The organism is Streptomyces brasiliensis (assembly GCF_014647875.1).
In the GTDB taxonomy this organism is placed as follows: Bacteria; Actinomycetota; Actinomycetes; order Streptomycetales; family Streptomycetaceae; genus Streptomyces; species Streptomyces brasiliensis.
Genome location: NZ_BMQA01000012.1, coordinates 121493 through 137299, shown reverse-complemented (window position 1 = coordinate 137299; position 15807 = coordinate 121493). Strand labels below are relative to the sequence as shown.

General features: G+C 71.2%; 12 protein-coding genes and 3 pseudogenes. 6 read left to right on the top strand and 9 right to left on the bottom strand.

Features of this window, described 5'->3' with window-relative positions; translation table 11 throughout:
* Positions 1–46: 46 nt before the first annotated feature.
* On the top strand, positions 47–1855 hold the full coding sequence (locus IEZ19_RS20465; RefSeq protein ID WP_189312681.1) for a bifunctional metallophosphatase/5'-nucleotidase: 1809 nt from the start codon (positions 47–49) through the stop codon (positions 1853–1855).
* On the opposite strand, the gene IEZ19_RS20460 is transcribed toward IEZ19_RS20465, so the two are convergent.
* Together IEZ19_RS20460 and IEZ19_RS20455 are read right to left on the bottom strand one after the other, a co-directional pair.
* Positions 1852–3315, bottom strand: coding sequence for a lysine N(6)-hydroxylase/L-ornithine N(5)-oxygenase family protein (locus IEZ19_RS20460; RefSeq protein ID WP_189312680.1), 1464 nt, complete (start codon positions 3313–3315; stop codon positions 1852–1854). The two genes, IEZ19_RS20465 and IEZ19_RS20460, sit on opposite strands and share 4 nt — an antisense overlap.
* Entirely contained in the window at positions 3312–4673 is a 1362-nt protein-coding gene (locus tag IEZ19_RS20455; protein WP_189312679.1) for a pyridoxal phosphate-dependent decarboxylase family protein, read from the bottom strand. Before IEZ19_RS20455 ends, IEZ19_RS20460 begins: the two co-directional genes overlap by 4 nt.
* Positions 4674–4855: 182 nt before the next feature.
* On the opposite strand from IEZ19_RS20455, the gene IEZ19_RS20450 reads away from it, so the two are divergent.
* Complete coding sequence (locus IEZ19_RS20450; RefSeq protein ID WP_189312678.1) at positions 4856–5434, top strand: GNAT family N-acetyltransferase; 579 nt, start codon at positions 4856–4858, stop codon at positions 5432–5434.
* Between the two features lie 70 nt (positions 5435–5504).
* Here IEZ19_RS20450 and pepN read toward each other — a convergent pair whose 3' ends face one another.
* The 4 genes and pseudogenes from pepN to IEZ19_RS20430 all read right to left on the bottom strand — a co-directional run.
* On the bottom strand, positions 5505–7985 hold the full coding sequence (gene pepN, locus IEZ19_RS20445; protein ID WP_189312677.1) for an aminopeptidase N: 2481 nt from the start codon (positions 7983–7985) through the stop codon (positions 5505–5507).
* Between the two features lie 56 nt (positions 7986–8041).
* Entirely contained in the window at positions 8042–8575 is a 534-nt protein-coding gene (locus tag IEZ19_RS20440) for a response regulator (RefSeq protein WP_189312676.1), read from the bottom strand.
* A 138-nt stretch (positions 8576–8713) separates the two neighbouring features.
* On the bottom strand, positions 8714–9064 hold the full coding sequence (locus IEZ19_RS20435; RefSeq protein WP_189312675.1) for a chorismate mutase: 351 nt from the start codon (positions 9062–9064) through the stop codon (positions 8714–8716).
* Positions 9065–9075: 11 nt separating this feature from the next.
* Positions 9076–9662 (bottom strand): annotated as a pseudogene (locus tag IEZ19_RS20430) (helix-turn-helix domain-containing protein); the annotation flags it as partial.
* Between the two features lie 149 nt (positions 9663–9811).
* Here IEZ19_RS20430 and IEZ19_RS20425 point away from each other — a divergent pair.
* Positions 9812–10693 (top strand): hypothetical protein, encoded by an 882-nt coding sequence (locus tag IEZ19_RS20425; RefSeq protein WP_189312674.1) that lies wholly within the window; start codon positions 9812–9814, stop codon positions 10691–10693.
* A gap of 9 nt (positions 10694–10702) precedes the next feature.
* Here the strand turns inward: IEZ19_RS20425 and IEZ19_RS50780 are convergent.
* A pseudogene (locus IEZ19_RS50780) lies at positions 10703–10848 on the bottom strand (short-chain dehydrogenase); the annotation flags it as partial.
* Between IEZ19_RS50780 and IEZ19_RS20420 the strand changes: the two are divergent.
* Positions 10825–11376 (top strand): annotated as a pseudogene (locus IEZ19_RS20420) (acyl-CoA dehydrogenase family protein); the annotation flags it as partial. The pseudogenes IEZ19_RS50780 and IEZ19_RS20420 sit on opposite strands and share 24 nt — an antisense overlap.
* Here IEZ19_RS20420 and qcrB read toward each other — a convergent pair.
* Both qcrB and IEZ19_RS20410 read right to left on the bottom strand, forming a co-directional pair.
* Entirely contained in the window at positions 11351–13003 is a 1653-nt protein-coding gene (qcrB, locus tag IEZ19_RS20415) for a cytochrome bc1 complex cytochrome b subunit (RefSeq protein ID WP_189312673.1), read from the bottom strand. The pseudogene IEZ19_RS20420 and the gene qcrB sit on opposite strands and share 26 nt — an antisense overlap.
* Before the next feature lie 74 nt (positions 13004–13077).
* Positions 13078–13803 (bottom strand): vWA domain-containing protein, encoded by a 726-nt coding sequence (locus tag IEZ19_RS20410; RefSeq protein ID WP_189312672.1) that lies wholly within the window; start codon positions 13801–13803, stop codon positions 13078–13080.
* A 144-nt stretch (positions 13804–13947) separates the two neighbouring features.
* Here IEZ19_RS20410 and IEZ19_RS20405 point away from each other — a divergent pair, with 144 nt between their 5' ends.
* Complete coding sequence (locus IEZ19_RS20405; RefSeq protein ID WP_189312671.1) at positions 13948–14862, top strand: rhomboid family intramembrane serine protease; 915 nt, start codon at positions 13948–13950, stop codon at positions 14860–14862.
* 22 nt (positions 14863–14884) lie between these two features.
* A complete protein-coding gene (locus IEZ19_RS20400) occupies positions 14885–15793 on the top strand; it encodes a chitosanase (protein ID WP_229840497.1) in 909 nt (302 codons plus the stop codon).
* Positions 15794–15807: the final 14 nt, after the last annotated feature.

Here is a 15807-nt window from a genome sequence, read left to right as displayed (position 1 = left end):
CGCGTATCTACGCGCGTCGTTGACCGTTGGCCGAGGAGACCGAGACATGCCGTTGAACCGCCGGAAGTTCCTGGAGAAGTCCGCCGTCACCGGGGCGGGGGTCGCGCTGGCCGGCCAGGCGGCGGCTCCGGCGGCGCATGCCGCGACGGACACGGCCGCCTCCGCGAAGCGGCCGAAGCGGTACTCCCTCACCGTGCTGGGCACCACCGACCTGCACGGCAACGTCTTCAACTGGGACTACTTCAAGGACACGGACTACTCCGACAAGGCCGGCAACGCCGTCGGCCTGGCCCGTATCTCGACGCTGGTGAACGAGATCCGCGAGGAGAAGGGCCGCTGCAACACGCTGCTCATCGACGCGGGCGACACGATCCAGGGCACCCCGCTGACGTACTACTACGCGAAGGTCGACCCGATCACCGCCAAGGGCGGCCCGGTGCACCCGATGGCGCAGGCGATGAACGCGATCGGATACGACGCGGCGGCGCTCGGCAACCACGAGTTCAACTACGGCATCGAGACACTGCGCAAGTTCGAGGACCAGCTGGACTTCCCGCTGCTCGGCGCCAACGCGGTGGACGCGAAGTCGCTGCGGCCCGCCTTCCCGCCGTACTTCATCAAGGAGTTCCGGGTGCACGGCGCCCGGCCGGTGAAGGTCGCCGTCCTCGGACTGACCAACCCGGGCATCGCGATCTGGGACAAGGCCTACGTCCAGGGCAAGCTGGCGTTCCCCGGCCTCGAGGAGCAGGCCGCGAAGTGGGTGCCGAAGCTGAAGTCGCTGGGTGCGGACGTCGTGATCGTGTCGGCGCACTCCGGCGCCTCGGGCACGTCGTCGTACGGCGACCAGCTGCCGTACGTGGAGAACGCGGCCGCCAACGTCGCGCGGCAGGTACCGGACATCGACGCGATCCTCGTCGGCCACGCGCACATGGAGATCCCGGAGCAGAAGGTCACCAACGAGCAGACCGGGAAGACGGTCGTTCTGTCGGAGCCGCTGCTGTGGGGTGAGCGCCTCACCCTGTTCGACATCGAGCTGGTGTTCAGCAAGGGCCGCTGGGAGGTCGAGTCGGTCGCGGCCTCGCTGCGCAACTCCAACACGGTCGTGGCGGACCCGAAGATCACCAAGCTGCTGACGGACGAGCACGAGAAGGTCGCCGAGTACGTCAACCAGGTCGTCGGCAGCGCGACGGTGACGCTGACCACGGTCGACGCCCGTTACCAGGACGCCCCGATCATCGACCTGATCAACAAGGTCCAGGAGGACGTGGTCAAGGCCGCCCTGGCGGGCACCGAGTACGCCGCGCTGCCGGTCGTCTCGCAGGCCTCGCCGTTCTCGCGCACCTCGGAGATCCCGGCCGGCAACGTGACCATCCGGGACCTGTCGAGCCTGTACGTGTACGACAACACGCTGGTCGCGAAGCTGCTGACGGGCGCCCAGGTCCGGGCGTACCTCGAGTACTCGGCGGAGTACTACGTCCAGACGGCCCCCGACGCGGTGGTCGACGTGGAGAAGCTGACCAACGCGAACGGCCGTCCGGACTACAACTACGACTACGTGTCGGGCGTCCAGTACGACATCGACGTCGCGCAGCCGGCGGGTTCGCGGATCAAGAACCTCACGTACAACGGTGCCGCCCTGGACGACGCCCAGCAGTTCGTGTTCGCCGTGAACAACTACCGGGCCAACGGCGGCGGCGCGTTCCCGCACGTCGCCACGGCGCAGGAGCTGTGGTCGGAGTCGACGGAGATCCGGACGCGGATCGCGGAGTGGGTGACCGCGAAGGGCGTCCTGGACCCGAAGGACTTCGCGTCGCTGGACTGGAAGCTCACGCGCAACGGCACGCCGGTGTTCTAGGGCTCCAGGAGGGCCGGGCCGACGGCGGTTTCTCGTCCGCCGTCGGCCGGTCGTCTGCCGTCGCCGAGCGGTGTGAGCGTCGCCGTCCGCCGTGCCCGGGGGAGCTGGGGGCGCGGTTCCAGGCCGAAGGCGGTGAAGGCCGTGCGGGCGGGCAGGGGGTAGGTCTCCTTGCCGGTCAGGGAGTTGAGGATGGTGGCGCTGCGCCAGGCGGCGAGGCCGAGGTCGGGGGCGCCGACGCCGTGGGTGTGCAGTTCGGCGTTCTGCACGTACACCGCGCCCGTGACGGACGGGTCGAGGACGAGCCGGAACTCCTCGTCGATGCGCGGGCGTCCGGCGGCGTCGCGGCGCAGATAGGGGTCGAGTCCGGCGAGGATGCGGCCGAGAGGGCGTTCGCGATAGCCGGTGGCGAGGACGACCGCGTCGGTGGTGAGCCGGGAGCGGGTGTTCTGCTGGACGTGTTCCAGGTGGAGTTCGATCTTGCTGGTGGCCATGCGTCCCGCGGTGCGGACGTGCACGCCCGGGGTGAGGACGGCGTCGGGCCAGCCGCCGTGCAGGCTGCGCCGGTACAGCTCGTCGTGGATCGCGGCCATGGTCTCGGCGTCGATGCCCTTGTAGAGCTGCCACTGGGAGGCGACGAGCCGGTCGCGGACCGGTTCGGCTAGGGCGTGGAAGTAGCGGGTGTAGTCCGGCGTGAAGTGCTCCAGGCCGAGCTTGGAGTACTCCATGGGCGCGAAGGACTCGGAGCGTCCGATCCAGTGCAGGCGCTCGCGGCCGGGCGGGCGGTGGCGCAGCAGGTCCAGGAAGACCTCGGCGCCGGACTGTCCCGCGCCGACGACGGTGACGTGTCCGGCGGCGAGGAAGGTCTCGCGGTGCTCCAGATAGTCGGCGGCGTGGACGACGGGCACGCCGGGGGCGTCGACGAGCGGTCTGAGGGCGTCCGGCACATGGGGGGCGGTGCCGACGCCCAGGACGACGTTCCTGGTGTATGTACGGCCCAGGGCCTCGGCCTCGCCGTCGCCGTCGAGCTGGGTGAAGTCGACCTCGAACACGTCCCGTTCGGAGTTCCAGCGGACGGAGTCCGCCTGGTGGGCGAAGTGCAGTCCGGGCAGGTTCCCGGCGACCCAGCGGCAGTATGCGTCGTACTCGGCGCGCTGGATGTGGAAGCGCTCGGCGAAGTAGAAGGGGAAGAGCCGGTCGCGGGTCTTGAGGTAGTTGAGGAACGACCACCGGCTGGCGGGGTCGGCGAGGGTCACCAGGTCGGCGAGGAAGGGGACCTGGACGGTCGCGCCCTCGATGAGCAGTCCGGGGTGCCAGTCGAAGCCGGGGCGCTGCTCGTAGAAGACGGCGTCGAGTTCGGCGAGGGGGTGCGCGAGGGCGGCGAGGGAGAGGTTGAAGGGGCCGATGCCGACGCCCACCAGGTCGCGGGGTGCTTCGGTCTCGTGGTGTGGTGGGCGGCTCATCCGTTGGTGGTTCCTTCCACGAGTTTCAAGAGGTGGGCCAGCTCGTCCGGCCGGGTGTGGGGGTTGAGGAGGGTGGCCTTGAGCCAGAGGCGGCCGTCCATGCGGGCCCGGCCGAGGACGGCGCGGCCGTCGTGCAGCAGGGTGCGCCGGAGGGCGGCCACGGCGTCGTCGGTGGCCTTGACGGGCCGGAACAGGACGGTGCTGATGACGGGCCGGTCGTACAGCTCGAAGCCCGGGTGGTGCTGGACGAGGGCGGCGAACTCCCGGGCCCGCGCGCACACCTGGTCGACCAGGGCGCCCAGGCCGGTGCGGCCGAGGGTCCTGAGGGTGACGGCGATCTTGAGGACGTCGGGGCGACGGGTGGTGCGGAGGGACCGGCCGAGCAGGTCGGGCAGCCCGGCCTCGGTGTCGTCGTCGGCGTTGAGGTAGTCGGCGTGCTGCCGCAGTACGGCGAGGTCGCGGGGGCGGGCTACGGCGAGCAGGCCCGCGGCGACCGGCTGCCAGCCGAGCTTGTGCAGGTCGAGGGTGACGGTGTGGGCGGCTTCGAGTCCGGAGAGCTTCTCGCGGTGCCGGTCGCTGAAGACCAGTCCGCCGCCGTACGCGGCGTCCACGTGCAGCCGGGCCCCGTGCGCGGCGCACAGGCCGGCGATCTCGGGCAGTGGGTCGATGAGCCCGGCGTCGGTGGTACCCGCGGTGGCGGCGACCAGCAGGGGGCCGGAGAAGCGGGTCAGGGCCTCGTCGAGGGCGGCGGGGTCGAGGGTGCCGCCCGGCGCGGGCACGACCACCGGCTCGGGCAGGCCGAGCAGCCAGGCGGCGCGGGGCAGGGAGTGGTGGGCGTTGGCACCGCAGACGAGTCGGACGCTGCCGCCGTGGGCCTCGCGGGCGAGCAGCAGCGCGAGCTGGTTGGACTCGGTGCCGCCGGTGGTGACGAGGGAGTCGGCCAGGCCGATCTCGTGGGCGAGTTCACGGGTGACGACGGCTTCGAGGGCGGATGCGGCCGGGGCCTGGTCCCAGGAGTCCAGGGAGGGGTTGAGCACGCTCGCCGCGAGGTCGGCGGCCGCGGCCACGGCGAGCGGCGGGCCGTGCAGATGGGCCGCGCACAGCGGGTCGGCGGGGTCGGCGGCGCCTTCGGCGAGGGCGTGCACGAGGGTGCGCAGCGCGTCAGGGTCGCCCTCGTCGGGCAGGAGGTCCCCCACGGCGTGCGCGATCCGCTCGGCGACGGCCTCGGGGCCGCCCGCGGGCAGCGGTCCACCGCGCGCCAGGCGTCCGTCGCGTAGCGCGTCCAGCACAGTGACGAGCAACGGCCGCAGGGCGTCGGGTCCTTCGGGTCCTGAGGCCAGGGGCGGCGGCGTGGGCATGGGCTCTCCTCCGGAGCGCGAGCGGGGGGACAACCATGGGATTCCAGCGTGTACGGGATTCCAGCTTGTACGCGTGGAGGCCGACGCGCCCGGAGAGTCCAACGAACAGAACCCGAAAGTGGGTACTCCCGTGCGGGGAAAACGTGTTGGGGCCGTGCGGGGTGAGCGGTAGCGTCGCCGGGATGGCTGACGCTTTCTCCCTCGACGTGCCCGGCTCCTCCCCCGCCGTGCCCGGTGGACCGCTGCTGGTCCGCGAGCCCGGCCCCGGCGACGAGGCACGCCTGCTGGAGCTCTTCCAGGCCTGCGAGGACTGGTTCGTGGCGGCGACGGGCCTGCCGTCCGGCCCGGGCGACGTCCAGAGCCTGTTCTACGCGCTGCCCGAGGGCGCTTCACCGGACGACAAGGTCCTCCTGGTGGTGGAGCACGACGACGCCCTGCTCGGCCTGGTGGACGCGGTACGGGATCATCCGGCGCCGGGTGCGGTCTCGGTGGGCCTGTTCCTGCTGGCACCGTCCGCACGGCGGCTGGGGCTGGGCCGGGCGCTGGCGGAGACCCTGCTGGCGCGTGCGGAGGGCTTCTCCCTGGTCAGGGCGACCGTCCCACCGGGTTGGCGGCCGGGCGAACGCTTCCTGGAGAGGCTGGGCTTCGACCTCGGGGCCGGGGAGGCCGTGGGCGAGGCGGTGGGCAACCGGCGGCCGGGGCCGCGTGAAGAGGCGGTACGGCGCGCGGAGTTGCGGCGTGGTGGGGGGCGGTGGGGCTGAGGGTCGTCCCCGTCGCCGGACGGTGAGCGGTGGGGCCGAGGACCGGCCCCGACCCCCACAGCCGTACCTCCTACGCCTCCCGCACCCGCAACGCCCGTGCGAGGTCGTCCAGTTCGTCGGCCAGTCTGCGGCGCAGCGCCGGGGCCGGGTCGGCGTCACGGAGGCAGGCCTCGCCCAGGGCGAGGTTCTGTGCGTCGACGGCGTGGCCCGGGAAGGCCCAGCGGCCGACGGCCGAGGCGATGGCGGGGCCGCGGCGGGCGGCGACGGCGACCGCGTCCTCGTAGTACCGCGGCACGTACTCCCGGACCAGATCGGCCTGTTCGGGCTGCCAGAAGCCCCGGGCAGTGGCCGTGAACAGGTAGTTCGAGAGCTCGTCCGTGGTGAACATCGCCTCCCAGGCGGCCCGCTTGGTCTCCGGGTCGGGCAGTGCGGCGCGGCAGCGGGCGGCGTTCTCCTGGCCGCTGGCGCTCGGGTCGCGCTCCAGTTCGGCGGCGACGGCGGCCGCGTCGGTGGCGCCGAGTACGGCGAGCCGTCCGAGGACACGCCAGCGCAGCTCGGGGTCGAGCTCCGGGCCGCCCGGCACGGTGCCGTCGGCGAGCCAGGCGCCGATGGTGTCGGGGTGGGCGGCGACGTCGATGAAGTGGCGTACGGCGATCAGCCGCAGGCCGGGGTTGTCGCCGTCCTCGGTGCGCCGGATGAGGTCACGGCACAGGGAGCCGAGCGTGGCGAGGGCGGCCGGCCGGTCCTCGGGCCTGACGTAGCGGTTGGCGACCTGGGCCGAGGCGAAGGCCAGCACGCCCTCGACGAGCGCGAGGTCGGTCTCGCGCGGGAGATGGTCGTGGGCGGTCTCCAGGTAGGCGGCGGGCGGGAGTTCGCCGTCGCGGACCGCGTCCCTGAGCGCGTTCCAGACGACCGCGCGGGTGAGCGGCTCGGGCAGCCCGGACAGGCCCGTGCGGAGCGCCTCGAAGGACTCGGCGTCGAAGCGGACCTTGGCGTAGGTCAGGTCGCCGTCGTTGAGGAGGACCAGCGCGGGGCGCTTGCCGATGGGCTGCGGTTCGGTCTGCGGGATGTCGAGGTCGACGCGCTCGCGCAGGGTGAGGTCGCCCTCGCCGATGACGTCGCGGTCGTACAGGCCGGCGGTGATGCGGTGCGGGCGGCTGCCGGCGCGCTCGACGGTCAGTGTGCAGGCGCCGCCGTCGGGGGTGACGACCGGGGTGAGCTTGTCGACGCCGGTGGTGCGCAGCCAGGCGTCCGCCCAGGCGTGGACGTCGCGTTCGGTGGCGGCGGCGAGGGAGTCGATGAAGTCGGCGAGGGTGGCGTTGCCGAACCGGTGCCGGGCGAAGTGGGTGTTGATGCCGGCGAGGAAGTCCTTCTCGCCGAGCCAGGCGACCAGCTGGCGCAGGGCGGAGGCGCCCTTGGCGTAGGAGATGCCGTCGAAGTTGAGCAGTGCGGCGGCGGTGTCGTCGACGGCCTCGGGGGCGACGGGGTGGGTGGAGGGACGCTGGTCGGCGTCGTAGCCCCAGGCCTTGCGGGCGACGCCGAAGTCGACCCAGGTGTCGGTGAAGCGGGTGGCCTCGAGGGTGGTCTGGTAGCCCATGTACTCGGCGAACGACTCGTTGAGCCAGATGTCGTCCCACCACTTGAGGGTGACCAGGTCGCCGAACCACATGTGGGCCATCTCGTGGGCGATGACCATGGCGCGGGTCTGCCGCTCGGTGTCGGTGACGGCGGAGCGGAAGACGAACTCGTCCCGGAAGGTGACCAGTCCGGGGTTCTCCATCGCGCCCGCGTTGAACTCGGGGACGAAGGCCTGGTCGTAGGAGTCGAAGGGGTAGGGCTCGTCGAACTTCTCGTGGTACCGGTCGAAGCACGCGCGCGTGACGTCGAGGATCTCGTCGGCGTCGGCGTCGAGGTGGGGCGCGAGGGAGCGGCGGCAGTGGATGCCGAAGGGCAGGCCGCGGTGCTCCGTGCGCACGGAGTGGAAGGGGCCCGCGGCGACGGCGACGAGGTACGTGGAGATCAGCGGGGTGGGCGCGGCCTGCCAGCGGCCCTCGCCGAGGTGCTCGGTGATGCTGTTGGCCAGAACGGTCCAGCCCTCGGGAGCCTGGACGGACAGGTCGAAGACGGCCTTCAGGTCGGGCTGGTCGAAGGCGGCGAAGACCCGCTGTACGTCGTCCATGAACAGCTGGGTGTAGACGTACGTCTCGCCGTCGGTGGGGTCGGTGAAGCGGTGCACGCCCTCGCCGGTGCGGGAGAACCTCATCCGCGCGTCGACGCGCAGCTCGTGCTCGCCGGCGGTGAGGTTCTTCAGGGGCACCCGGTCCTGGTCCAGGCTCTCCGGGTCGAGGGGCTGTCCGTCGAGGGTGACGGAGCGCAGCTCGGCGGGCTTGACCTCGACGAAGGTGTCCCCGGCGGCCCGCGCGGTGAACCTGATCACCGTGCGGGAGTCGAAGGTGTCGTCCCCGGTCGTCAGATCGAGGTCGATCGTGTAGCGGTGAACGTCGAGGAACTCTGCTCTCAGCTGCGCTTCGTCGCGCGTCAGTACGGACATGCAGGCCATGCTGCCCGATGCTGCCGACAGCGCACAGAGGCGGAGCGGTACACGGCTTATGTCCGGTCCTGCGCGGGGGCGGTGCGGTGGAGGTCCCGCTGGGGCGGGACGAGCGCCTCGGGGGTGTCGTGGTCGAGGTCCTTGCCGCCGGTGGCGGCCGCGGCGGGGGCGCGCAGCGCGCGCAGCTCCCGCTCCAGGGCGAGCAGACGCTGGTAGGTGTCGTACAGATAGCGGACCTTGGTGCGCAGGGCCCAGGGGTCGACGGGTTTGAGGACGAGGTCGGCGACGCCCAGGCCGAACGCGGCGGAGGTCAGTTCGTGATCGGGGCCGAAGCCGGTGAGCAGGATGACGGGGATGTGCTGGGTCTGCTCCAGGCGGCGCATGTAGCGCACCACGTCCAGGCCGGCGGCGCCGGGCACGCGCACGTCGAGCAGCAGGAGGCCGACCTGGCCGCGCAGGATCTGCTTGAGCGCCTCGTCGTCGCTGGTGGCACGGGCGAGCCGGTAGCCCAGCGGGGCGAGGGCGCTCTCCAGCGCGTACAGGGTGTTCTTGTGGTCGTCGACGATGAGGATCACGGCATCCGAGGGCACGGCACGACGTCCCTCCCACGTGGACGACCATCTTACGACCCCGCACTGACACGGAGTGCTCACCGGATGACGAGGAGTGCACGTCGCAGCATGCACAGCCGCAGCTCCCGTGTCACCCCCCGTCCGCTTCGGCCGAGGTCAGTCGCCCCGCGGCGGCTGACCGTCAAGCGTGTCCCCGGCGATGCGCTCGTGGTGCCTGATCACCTCGGCGATGATGAAATTGAGGAATTTCTCAGCGAATGCCGGGTCGAGTTTGGCGCTCTCGGCGAGGCCGCGCAGCCGGGCGATCTGCCGCGCCTCCCGGGCCGGGTCGGCGGGTGGCAGCTGGTGGACGGCCTTGAGCCGGCCGACCTGCTGGGTGCACTTGAAGCGCTCGGCGAGCATGTGGACGACGGCCGCGTCGATGTTGTCGATGCTGTCGCGCAGCCGGGCGAGTTCCTCCCGCACGGCGGGTTCGACGTCACCGGTACCGGTGTTGCTGGTGGTCATGGACGTCAACCCTACGGGGCGTGCGGGACCTCGATCACCGGCGGATCGTCGGGGTCGGGCACCTGGTCGCTCCAGCCCCCGGGGACGGAGCGGCCCTGCTGGGCGCGGAAGCGGACGGGCGCCATGCCGACGCGGCGGGTGAACAGGCGGGAGAAGCAGGCGGGGTCGTCGTAGCCGACGCGCCGGGCCACGGCGGCGACGGACAGTTCGGTGGCCGCGAGGAGTTCCTTGGCGCGGCCCAGGCGGATGCCGAGCAGATAGTCCTTGGGGCTGCAGCCGGCGGCCCGGCGGACGGCGGCGCGCAGTTCGGCGGGGGTCATGCCGTGCCGGGCGGCGTGGTCGGCGACGGACATCGCCCTGCAGGCGTCGCGGGCCAGAGGGCCTGCAGCACCTGCTCGCCGTCCGGGGCGAGATCGGCACGGGCGCGGCGCAGGGCGACGAGGAGTTCGTGGACGGCGGCGCCGGTCTCCACTTCGAGCAGGGGGTTGCCGGGGCGTGCGGCGCGCGCGATGCGGGCGACGACGGTCCGGGGTCCGGTGGCGTCCGCGAGGGGCACGACGGGCTCCTCGGGTTCGATGTAGCCGAGTTCGGTGTACGTCGGACCGGAGCCGGAGCGGCTGGGGACCGAGGCCGGAGCGGGCGCGTCCCGGGCTCCGACCGTCCTCGGACCGTCCTTCGGCCGACGAAAATCCGCCCACACCCGCCTAGAGTGGATGAGGAGTCCAGGGCGTCTTTGGGGGTACGGGCGTGGCGAACGGCGGACCTGTCGAGCACGGCTTCCCGCATCTGGAGACGGTGCGCGCCGCCGTCACCGCGCTGTACCGACGCCTCTCGTACGACACGATCCAGACCTTCTCCGCCAGCGTGGCCCCTGCCGACGTGGCGTTCTGCGACACCGACGACCTGTATCTGGGGGCGCAGCGGGTGGCCCGCGAGATCGTGCGGCACTTCCGGCTGCCGGACGCCCGCCTGATCGTCAGCTTCCGGGAGATGACGCACGCGGCGAACGTCGAACTCACGGCGGGCCCCGAGTACTTCGTCGAGCTGAACGACCGGTTCCGCACACACCGCCGGGACATCGGCGCGGCGCTGGCGCACGAGGTGATGCACGTCTACCTGCACCGTCTTGACCTGTCCTTCCCGACCACGGCGGAGAACGAGATCCTCACGGACACGGCGACGACGTATCTGGGCGCGGGCTGGCTCCTGCTGGACGCCTACCGCGAGGACACGGTGTCGTCGCAGAAGCTCGGCTATCTCACCCCGGAGGAGTTCGGTTACGTCCTGGCGAAGCGCTCACTGGTCTTCGGCGAGGACCCGTCGGTGTGGTTCACCAGCCCGCAGGCGTACACGGCGTACGTCAAGGGCATGGCCCAGGCACACCAAGACGAGCAGCAGCCGCCGTTGACCGCCGCGGGCTGGGTGGGCCGCCGCCGCTACGCCCGCGACCGCCGGCACGCACCCGGCCCGCAGCCCGGTGTCCCCTACACCTTCACCCCGGACGGCGTGGGCCACCTGCGCGTCTCCTTCCCTTGCCCCACCTGCCACCAGCGGATCAGGGTGCCGGTGAAGGGGCGGATACGGGCGCGCTGCAGCCTGTGCCGGACGGTGCTGGAGTGCGACACGTGACAGCCATGACGCGCCGTACACCGCCCCGGCGGCTCCGCCTCCGCCAGCAGCTTCAGGGCCGTCTCCCCCGCCCCGGCCGGTGTACGGCCTGAGCCCTTCCGCGCGGTGGGGCCGGGGCGCCGGCCCTCCATGACGGTGATCCGGCCGCCCTCGGCCCGAACCCTGTCCGCCCCTCCCTCGACCCGGCTCGCCGCCTCATCCCCTTCTCCCCCGGCGGTGAGCTGCTCACCTCCGGCCCGCCCGTCGAGCACGCCCTCACCCTGGCCCGCCTGGTCACCGCCGCCCAGGCGCTCGGCGTCGGGCTCGCCCTGCTCGACCGGACCGTCTCGTACGTCAAGCAGCGCATCCAGTTCGGCGTCCCCACAGGCTCGTTCCAGGCGGTGAAACACCGGCTCGCCGATGCGAAGATCGCCCTGGAGTTCGCCCGCCCCCTGCTCTTCGGCGCCGCGCTGACGACAACCCGGGCGGACGTGGCCGCGGCCAAGCTGCGCGCGTGCGAGGCGGCGTACGGGACGGCCCGTACAGCGCTTCAACTGCACGGCGCGATCGGTTACACGGCGGAGTACGACCTGTCCCTGTGGCTGACCAAGGCCCGCGCCCTGCGCACGGCGTGGGGCAGCCCCGAGGAGTGCCGGGACACCGTCCTCGCCGGTGCTGTCAGTGGTGGTGGTCGCCGCTGGTGAGTTCCTGGTACTCCTCGCGGGTCGGCTTCGGGATGTGCGACTCGGGTCCGTACATCACCCGGGCCAACTGGGCGCGCACTCGCTGCGAGACGGTGACCGGGCGCCGTACCCCGCCCGCGTCCTCGCGCGGGCCTATCTCGTACGGCGGGTTCTGCTCGTGCTGGGTGAGCGTGTGCAACTGGGCCTGCGCGAGGGGTTCGTGGACCTCGACGTACTCACCGTCCGGCAGCCGCTTGATGGTGCCGGTCTCCCTGCCGTGCAGCACCTTGTCCCGGTCCCGGCGCTGCAGTCCCAGGCAGATCCGCTTGGTCACCACGAAGGCGAGGACCGGGACGACGAACACGGAGATCCGTACGAACCAGGTGATCACATTGATGGAGAGGTGCAGATGCGTGGCCACGATGTCGTTGCCGCCGCCGATCAGCAGCACACCGTACAGGCTCAGCCAGGCCACGCCCAGGCCGGTGCGCACGGGCGCGTTGCGCGGCCGGTCGAGGATGTGGTGCTCGCGTTTGTCGCGGGTCACCCACGCCTCGACGAAGGGGTAGACGCCGATGGCGAGCATGATCAGCGGGAAGAGCGAGAAGGGGATGAGGACGCCCAACTCCAGCGTGTGGCCCCAGGCGTTGATCTCCCATCCCGGCATCACCCGGATCAGGCCCTCGGAGAAGCCGAGGTACCAGTCGGGCTGCGCGCCCGTCGTCACCAGGTCCGGCCGGTACGGTCCGAAGGCCCACACGGGGTTGATGCTGGCGATCCCGCCGATCATCGCGAGCACACCGAAGGTGAGGAAGAAGAAACCGCCTGCCTTGGCCATGTAGACCGGCAGGAAGGGCATGCCGACCACGCTCTTCTGGTCGCGGCCGGGCCCGGGGTACTGGGTGTGCTTGTGGTAGAAGACCAGGATCAGATGGGCGACCACCAGGCCCAGCATGATCCCGGGCAGCAGCAGGACGTGGACCGGGAAGAGCCGCGAGATGATGTCGTGGCCCGGGAACTCCCCGCCGAACAGGAACATCGACAGATACGTCCCGACGATCGGGATCGAGAGGATCGCGCCGTCGGCGAACCTGATGCCGGTGCCGGAGAGCAGGTCGTCGGGGAGGGAGTAGCCGGTCAGCCCGGTGATGATGCCGAGGAACAACAGGGTCCAGCCGAACACCCAGTTGACCTCGCGGGGCTTGCGGAACGCGCCGGTGAAGAACACCCGCATCATGTGGATGAGCATTCCGGCGACGAAGACCAGCGCGGCCCAGTGATGGATCTGCCGGATCAGCAGACCGCCGCGCACGTCGAAGCTGATGTGCAGGGTCGACTCGTACGCCTTGGTCATGACGATGCCGTTGAGCGGGGCGTACGAGCCGCCGTAGACGACCTCGGCGCCGCTCGGCTCGAAGAAGAGCGTGAGGTAGATGCCGGTGAGGATCAGGATGAGGAAGCTGTAGAGGCAGATCTCGCCCAGCATGAAGGACCAGTGGTCCGGGAACACCTTGCGCATGTTGGCCTTGGCCAGCGCATAGAGCCCGAGCCGTCCGTCGGCCCAGTCGGCGAGCTTCTCGCCCTTGCCGGGGCCGCCCTCGCGCGCCGCGTTCCGCGTGCCGTTCACCGATCGTGCACCGTCCGTCATGCGCCGCCTCCCCACCGGATCACCCTCAGGGTGGCACGGCGGCGCGGCCAAGCCAACGGTGCGAACGCGGCGGCTCAGGCCGTCCGCACGATCCCCTGTGCCCGCGCTGCCGCCAGCCACTGCGGGAACTCGCCCACGAGACGGTCGTACAGCTCCGCGTCGGACACCTTGCGCGGGTCCCGGCCCGCGTGGAAGAAGCCGGCGTTGTCGACGGCCCGCTTGCCCGGCACCGCGAGGTCGTCGAGCTTGCGCAGGAACTCGAACTGGCGGCTGCCGGGGTCACCGAAGCCGACGAACTGCCAGAACAGCGGCAGCCGGGCCGCCTTGCACAGATACCGTTCCGCGGCGAGCTTGTTGATCGGGCCGCCGTCGGTCTGGAAGACGACGAGGGCGGGGTCCGTGGAGCCGCTGTCGAGGTGGTGGTCGATGACGGCGTCCATGGCCAGGTGGTAGCTGGTCTTGCCCATGTGCCCGAGCCCGGCCACGATCCGGTCGATCCGGCCTCGGTGGTCGGCGAGGGCGATGTCCGTCTCGGCATCGATGTCCGTCGAGAAGAACACCACGGGCACCCGGCCGTCGTCGTCGAGGTGCGCCGACAGCCCGAGCACCCGGTCCGCGAGCGCCTGCACGCTGCCGTCCTTGTAGTACGGCTTCATGGAACCGGAGTAGTCGATCACGAGGTAGACGGCGGCCCGCAGCCCGTCGAGTCCGTGCTTCGTCAGCGAGATCCCGGCGCTGCGGTAGGCGGGGACCAGCGCCGGCGCGGTCTCCTCCATCTTGCTGAGACTGATCGCGGCCATACCGGACTCCCCCTGGTTCCCGTTCCGGGGCCGAGACTACGTGATCGCGGGCCCCACCCGTGCCTGATGTCACGGGTGTTCGCTATTTTGTTCGCCGCCGTCCCCACCGGCTCGCCCTGTCCCCGTTCTTCAGAGGAGCCGGCCGTGACCGCCGAGTCCGCCGTCACCACCTGCTATCGCCATCCCAAGGTGGAGTCCTACGTCCGCTGCATCCGCTGCGACCGCTACATCTGCCCCGACTGCATGCGCGAGGCCGCCGTCGGTCACCAGTGCGTGGAGTGCGTGAAGGAGGGCGCGCGGTCCGTGCGGCAGGCGCGGACGGCGTTCGGCGGCCGGATCTCTTCGGTGCCGCTGGTGACGTACGTCCTGATGGGGCTCAACCTGGTCGCCTACCTGGCCGAGTTGGTGCGCTCGTCCGTCGTCGACCGGTTCGGGATGCTCGGTGCCGGGCTCGTGGGGACCGACGGTGTGCACTACTCGTGGGTGTATCCGTACGGCTCCGACTATCACCCGGAAGGACTGGTCGACGGCGAGTGGTACCGGCTGCTGACCGGTGCGTTCCTGCACATGCCGCCGGACCAGGGAATCGGCGTCGTGCACATCGTGCTGAACATGGCCTCGCTGTGGACCATAGGCCGGGTGGTGGAGAGCCAGCTGGGCCGCGCCCGCTATCTCGCCCTGTATCTGCTGTCGGCGCTCGGCGGCTCGGTCCTGGTCCTGCTGATCGCCCCGGACCACCTCACCGTCGGCGCGTCCGGCGCGGTCTTCGGGCTCGGCGCCGCGTACTACGTCATGGGCCGCCGCCTCGGCTACGACATGGCCGGAATCAACCGGCACATCACGGGCCTGTTGCTGTGGCTGGTGATCTCCGCGTGGGCCACTTCCTGGCAGGGACACCTCGGCGGCCTGCTGACGGGCGGCGCGGTGACCCTGGCGTACGCTTACGCGCCTCGCGAGCGCCGCACCCTCGTCCAGGCGGTCGCGTGCGTGGCCCTGCTCGCGCTGCTCGTGGTGCTCACGTGGGCGAAGGTCTCGGGACTGTCGGAAGGGGCGGCCTGATCAGGGCGTTACGTTATCTGTCATGAAGCGCTCCGGAATCCTGCTGTTCGCGGCCGTCCCGGTCGTCGTGACGGCGCTGGTGTACGTCGCCACGCCCGGCGACTCGGCCTCGTCCGCGACAAAGCACCCCACGTCGTCCGCCCAGCAGGCGCGCGAGGACGCCAAGGCGCGGGCCGAGCGGTCGGAGCGGGCCGAGGACGACGAGGTCATCGCCGATCTGCCGCCCGGCCTCGCCGCGCCCGCCAAGAAGGACCTGGCCCAGCAGATCGTGGCCAGCGCCGAGAACTCGACCCTCGACTGGCGCAGCGCGTACGGCTACATCGAGGACATCGGCGACGGGCAGGGCTACACCGCCGGCATCATCGGCTTCTGCACCGGCACCCACGACCTGCTCACGCTGGTCGAGCGGTACACGAAGGCACACCCGGACAACGGCCTGGCCAAGTACCTCCCCGCGCTGCGCAAGGTCGACGGCACCGACTCCCACGAGGGCCTGGACCCGGGCTTCACCGCGGCGTGGAAGGCGGAGTCCGAGGTCCCCGCCTTCCGCAAGGCGCAGGAGACGGAACGCGACCGCGTCTACTTCAACCCGGCCGTGCGCCTCGCCAAGCTCGACGGCCTCGGCACGCTCGGGCAGTTCATCTACTACGACGCGATGGTCTTCCACGGCCCCGGTACGGGCGCGGACGGCTTCTACGGTCTGCGCGAGCGGGCCATGCGGGAGGCCGACACCCCGTCCCAGGGCGGCGTCGAGAAGGACTACCTCGACATCTTCCTCGACGTCCGCCGGGAGGCCATGAAGGCCAAGAAGTCCGACATCGACACCACCCGCATCGACACGGCGCAGCGCCAGTTCCTCTACGACGGGAACGTGGACCTGAAGACGCCGCTGGTGTGGAAGGTGTACGGGGAGACGTACAAGGTGGCGTAGGCACACCGGGACAT